This window comes from Salinibacter sp. (assembly GCF_042218895.1).
Taxonomy (GTDB): domain Bacteria; phylum Bacteroidota; class Rhodothermia; order Rhodothermales; family Salinibacteraceae; genus Salinibacter.
In genome coordinates this window covers 1-5,348 of the sequence record NZ_JBDGQQ010000193.1, presented here as the reverse complement: position 1 = coordinate 5,348, position 5,348 = coordinate 1, and the positions used below count along the sequence as shown (strand labels likewise).

Here is a 5,348-nt window from a genome sequence, read left to right as displayed (position 1 = left end):
CATGCCGACCGGATCGACCCACTTTCCGACGGGCTCCCCACTCGTGAATAGCCATCTCGCTCGAATCGCCAATTTCGATAGAACATCGGCCCTATGGGATTTGCGCTTTCTACGCTCGCGGGATTTATCGCTGGTGTGCTGGGCACCCTCGCGGTTGCGTATTTGCAACGGGAGGGCTACCTGTTCACCGAATCGAGGTATCTCCTGCTTGAGCACAAGACTGTCCCGAGCGATCTGCTCCGGTACGTCCAGCCTGGAACCTCGGTCGCCAACATGCGGGAGATGCTTGGGGCGCCTCTCGCCGAAACGGAGCAGACCTATCGGTACAAATTCGAAAATCTCTACTTGGAGGTCGAAAGCGGGGATGGAACCACAACGGACTCGATGAACCTGGACCTGCCGAGCGTAAATGAGAGCGATGACTTTCCAATCCCGCCGTTATAGAGACATTCGGAACCAGACTACGTCCTGGGAGAGCTACGCCTGGAGGAGGTAGCAGAACCGGAGGACGACATCAAGGAGACGACCTCTTCGAAATGTCATGCCTACCGCTACCTCAGCGAGTACTCGTTCCGGCGGAGCCACCGCTCGGACTCGCGGCAGAGGCGACTGCGCCGGATGATTGCCCTTTTGAGATCCGATTTTTGAATTCCCGCTCCCGGCCCCCAGCGCCCACGAGGCCTGCTGACATCTGCCACCTTCTATACAAGACCGATATGATTTGAGTGTCCAAGAATCTTCGAAATCACCCGGAGTGGAAGGCCTGCATGGAGAGCCACGAGACGTTCGAGTGACGGAGACTGTGGAAGCGAACGACGATTATTCCCTCGTGTCGTCGTCAATGAAATCGCTGTAGGGAATGCGGTACTTGCCCGTTCCCCATGGCGGGGGCTCCTCTCCCTCCTCACGGAGGCGACGGCGTTCCTTAAGGGCCTTCTTCCATCCTTTGAGGCTCTCCGGGCCTTCTGCGGAAGGCGTGCCCGAGAGCATACCGCGCACAGACAGATCCTCGTCCAGCATGGGCCAATGGAGGCCGCGGCCGCGTCCAGTAATCTCGTAATTCTGCCGTTCCTCGGAGGTCGCAAATGCCAATCGGGGGTACCATTCGAGAGGCGTCGTCACACTGCGGCCGTCTTCGAGGTGAACCGTGAGTTCGTCTTCGTTGACCTCCGCCTCCACAATCCGGGCAGTGTCGCGGGCGGTCGTGTCGGGGGCGTGCTTACGAGTAGGCATTCCAAGCGTCGAGAAGGTCTTGTTCGTGGGTTTCGAGAAGGCGCCGGATCTCACGGAGCTCGTGCCGGGGAAAACCACCACTTCGCTCCAGGCGCACCGGGTCGAGCCAAAATTTCGCCTCGTTGCGGTCCCGCTGAACGTGAACGTGCGGCGGTTCTTGGAGCCGATCCTGCGCGTAAAAGTGCACCCGATACGGCCCCTCACGAAGAATTGTGGGCATTACGCCGTGTGGTTGCAGTTCGAGAGGAGTCGTCTCTCGTACAGACCGCGCTCATTCGGACTCCGCTTCATCGGAACGTTTCTGTGCTCGGGCCCCTGTGAGGATGGGCTCAAAGTCCTCCCATGACTCGTCTTTAAGAAGCATTCGACGGCAGCCCACCTCCACGTCGTTGAGGCGCCCATCGTCGGCTGCGCGGTAGAGCGTGGTCCGGCTGCACCCAATTTCGCGGGCCGCGTCGCTGAAACTGATGAGATCGTCGGGGTCCATCGGTCGAGAGGGGCCGTGCACGTCGAATGGAATGAATCTGACACTACACGGAACAGGTTGTTTCGAGTAGTGTGCAGTTGACCTGTGCGCAACGACGGCTCTGGGTTCACTCCGAGAAGTGAAGTCCCCCCACCCTATGTATTCCGAGGAGCATGAATCGCGCCCCCGTGAAAGTGCAGGCAGATGTGCAAAGATGTTTTATTCGACGTGCAATTCCGACGGCCCCCTCCGTGAGCGCCCAAATCCGGAGATGTGGCACCGCAGCACCCGCGTGAGTCGGATGGGAGAGCCGTGCAATGGACGTGTAATTCCTCAGCACAGCTCCGTTGGTGAGCAAATGAAAAGAGGCAACTCGGGCGCTCTAAGCACGGGCGAGTGGCTCCTCGCAGCACGGAAAGACGACCCCGTATCAAAATCCTCAGGCCAGCCGGATCGGCTACTTCCGGGTAGTGCTCTACGGCCAAGACGCCGCCGACGGAGGCAATACTCCTGATCGACACTCCCTTGGAGATTCTGCCACCGGCGTCTGGGAGTGAGTGCGCCCGAGGACCCGGCCTGAACCGCCTACCCAGCCACATCGAGATCGCCGAATCGAAAGTCTCTGAGCCCCCCTTCTCCCGCGTCAGACTCTCAGGGCTACTGTCAGGGTTGAGTTCCCATAAGTCCTCTGCGATGACCCAATCCGTTTTGGCATGCAACGTCCTATTTCTCCACTCAACGGCTACAGAGGCCGATATTCCATCAATCCTCGGGACTTCTCGGCGGTTGCGTTTACCACGAATCCCATCTCGGGCACTGCACCTACCCCTCTGGGTCGGTCGACCTGGAGGGTTTTCTTTTTTACGCGGGCTGAGAGGGCCATGTTGGCGGAAAACGCCCAGAAACTGCTCGGTCTTGAAGGGAAGATCCATGACCATGCTGGGAGAATGTTGATTGTCTGGGCATGTGGGCCATGGATACGCAAGCCCCTGGTCACGAACAAGGGGCAATCCTCAATTTCAGCTGTGGGGAATCTCCGCATTCCGTCCGCATTCTCTTTACAGGTCCCGTCCACGCGTCGTCGCGGACCCACACGTAGCGAGAATCACGCCGCGAGGTCTTCCGCCCGCTCCTGCCGCAGCTGCTCCGCGTCGCCGAAGCGGTCGAAGAGGACGGGCACGACGACCATGTTGAGGAAGGTCGAGGTGAGCAGGCCCCCAATCGTCACGATGGCGAGGGGCGTTTGGATCTCTTTGCCCGGCTCGCCGCCGCCCAGGGCGAGGGGAACGAGCGCGAGGCCTGCCGTGAGGGCCGTCATGAGAATGGGGTTGAGCCGCTCCATCGAGCCTTGTACGACGGCCTCGCGGAGCGACTTGTCTTCCTGGTGCAGGGTGATGTAGTGGCTCACGAGGAGGATGCCGTTCCGCACGGCAATGCCGAAGAGGGTGACGAAGCCGACCATCGCCGCAATGTCGAGCGTGCCGCCGAGGAAGAGAAAGAGGACGGCGACTCCACCCGTGAGGGCAAGCGGGAGGTTGACGAGGACGAGCGTCGCTGCCCGAGCGCTGCCAAACTCCTGATAAAGGAGGAGAAAGACGACCAGCAGCGCCACCAGCGAGAGTCCCCCGATCCGCCGGGAGGCCTGCCGGGCGTTTTCGTACTGCCCGCCGACTTCATAGTAGTAGTTTTCGGGCATGTCGACCTGACTCGCGATGCGCTGCCGCAGGTCGGCCACGACGCTGCCCACGTCCCGCCCGCTCGTGTTGGCCGAGACGACAATCTTGCGCTGCACGTCCTCCCGGCTAATCGTGTTGGGGCCGCGCTCGTGCTGGACCTGTGCGAGGCGGGAGACCGGCACTTTCGGCCCGACGGGCGTGTTGATGAGGACGTTGCGGATGGACTCGGCCCCGGCTCGGCCAGCGGAGTCGAGTCGCACAGTGAGGTTGAAGGTCTGCTGCCCCTCGCGCACCTGGGAAACGACCTCGCCGCCCACCAACGCCTCGACCGCGTGGTTGAGCCGGCCGGGCGTGACGCCGTACTTGGCCATCTCCTGGCGCTTCGGATAGAGGCGGAGCTGGGGCACGTCGGCCTGCCGGGCGACAGACAAGTCGACGAGACCGTCGGTCCCCGCGATGGCTCCTCGCACCTGGTCCGCCAGGTCGCGCAGTTCGTAGAGGTCCGGGCCGAAGATTTTGAGGGCAATGTCCGTCCGCGTGCCCGACAGCATGTGGTCGATGCGGTGCCCGATGGGCTGCCCGATCGTGATGTTGGTCCCTGGAATCGAGGCGAGGCGAGCGCGCACGTCGGCGGTCACCTCGCTCATCTCCATCGCCGAGAGGTCCACCTGCACGTCGATCTCGGAGGCGTTGGCCCCCTGCGCGTGGGCGCTTAGCTCGGCGCGGCCGGTACGGCGGGAGGTGGCCTCGACGGCCGGATGCTCCAGCAGCCGCTCCTCGATCTCCCGAGCGATGTCGGTGGAGGCCTGTAGCCCCGTGCCCGGCGCCGTGACGGCACTGATGACGAGCGTCCCCTCCTGGAACTCCGGCAGAAAGCCGCGTCCCATGAACGGGAGCGTCGCCAGCGTGGCCACCAGAAGCAGAACCGCAGCCCCGAGCACGAAGCGAGAGTGCCCAAGCACCCAGTCCAGGGCTGAGCGATAGGCCCCGTGCAGCTGTCGGACAAGCCACGTCTCCTCCCCCTCTTGGACTGTCGAGGACTGCGGAAGCAGGTAGTAGCAGAGGACTGGCGTCACCGTCACGGCCACGAGGAGCGACGCGAGGATCGCGACGATGTAGGCCAGGCCCAGCGGCTGCAGGAGTCGTCCCTGCACGCCGGACAGGAAGAAGAGGGGGACGAAGACGACGCTGATGATGAGCGTGGCGTTCAGGATGGGGCCGCGCACCTCCATCGACGCCTCGTAGACCACCCGGAGGACCTTCTTCTGCTCCTCTTCCGGTCGCTGCGCATTCTCCTTGAGCCGCCGGAAGACATTCTCCACGTCGATAATCGCGTCGTCCACGAGCGCCCCGATGGCGATGGCGAGTCCCCCGAGCGTCATGGTGTTGATCGTGATGCCGAGGCCGTACATCACCACCAGGGCCACCGACAGCGAGAGCGGAATGGCAAGGATCGAGATGGCCGTCGTCCGCACGTTCCAGAGAAAGAGAAACAGGATGAGGGTGACGAGGAGCGCCCCGTCGCGCAGCGCCTCGACCACGTTGTTGACGGCCAGCGAGATAAAGTCGGCCTGCCGGAAGATCGACCGGTTCACCTCCATCCCGGCGGGAAGCTGCCCTTCGATCTGGTCGAGCTCGGCCGCCACGCGGTCGGTGAGTTCGAGGGTGTTGGCGCCGGGCTGCTTCTGGATGGAGACGATGACGGCCGATTCGCCGTTCACCGATCCGGTGCCGAGGCGGGGCCGCTGGGTGCCGATCTTCACCTCCGCGACGTCCCGAAGCCGGATCGGCGTGCCGTCCCGGCTCGCCACGACCGTCGCTCCAATTTCTTTGATTTCGTTGGTCCGCCCGATGCCGCGAATGAGCACCTCGCGCCCGTCCTGCTGGTAGACGCCCCCGGCCGCGTTCTCGTTGGAGCCTTCCGCCGCCTCCATGACCTCCGAGAGCGAGACCCCGAGCGTGCGCATCCGCTC

General features: G+C 62.9%; 5 protein-coding genes. 1 reads left to right on the top strand and 4 read right to left on the bottom strand.

From position 1 onward, the window contains the following. Positions 1-93 precede the first annotated feature (93 nt). The gene (locus ABEL04_RS15720) at positions 94-444 is read left to right on the top strand and encodes a hypothetical protein (RefSeq protein WP_375803351.1); all 351 of its coding nucleotides are present in this window, start codon (positions 94-96) and stop codon (positions 442-444) included. 375 nt (positions 445-819) lie between these two features. Here the strand turns inward: ABEL04_RS15720 and ABEL04_RS15715 are convergent, their stop codons facing one another. The 4 genes from ABEL04_RS15715 to ABEL04_RS15700 form a co-directional block, all read right to left on the bottom strand. Further along, positions 820-1,233 carry a DUF2442 domain-containing protein gene (locus ABEL04_RS15715; RefSeq protein WP_375803350.1) on the bottom strand — a complete coding sequence of 138 codons (414 nt, stop codon included), beginning with the start codon at positions 1,231-1,233 and terminating at the stop codon, positions 820-822. Beyond that, positions 1,220-1,453, bottom strand: coding sequence for a DUF4160 domain-containing protein (locus tag ABEL04_RS15710; protein WP_375803349.1), 234 nt, complete (start codon positions 1,451-1,453; stop codon positions 1,220-1,222). The genes ABEL04_RS15715 and ABEL04_RS15710 overlap by 14 nt, the downstream gene beginning before the upstream one ends. 51 nt (positions 1,454-1,504) lie before the next feature. Next, a complete protein-coding gene (locus tag ABEL04_RS15705) occupies positions 1,505-1,720 on the bottom strand; it encodes a hypothetical protein (RefSeq protein ID WP_375803348.1) in 216 nt (71 codons plus the stop codon). Between the two features lie 1,084 nt (positions 1,721-2,804). Continuing rightward, positions 2,805-5,348, bottom strand: a 2,544-nt coding sequence (locus ABEL04_RS15700; RefSeq protein ID WP_375803347.1) for an efflux RND transporter permease subunit, incomplete at its 5' end; no start/stop codon positions are given.

What these genes read in the sequence shown, in the direction of transcription:
- ABEL04_RS15720 (WP_375803351.1), top strand. Translation starts at nt 94, where the DNA reads ATGGGATTTGCGCTTTCTACGCTCGCGGGATTTATCGCTGGTGTGCTG.
- ABEL04_RS15705 (WP_375803348.1), bottom strand. Translation starts at nt 1,720, where the DNA reads ATGGACCCCGACGATCTCATCAGTTTCAGCGACGCGGCCCGCGAAATT.
- ABEL04_RS15710 (WP_375803349.1), bottom strand. Translation starts at nt 1,453, where the DNA reads ATGCCCACAATTCTTCGTGAGGGGCCGTATCGGGTGCACTTTTACGCG.
- ABEL04_RS15715 (WP_375803350.1), bottom strand. Translation starts at nt 1,233, where the DNA reads ATGCCTACTCGTAAGCACGCCCCCGACACGACCGCCCGCGACACTGCC.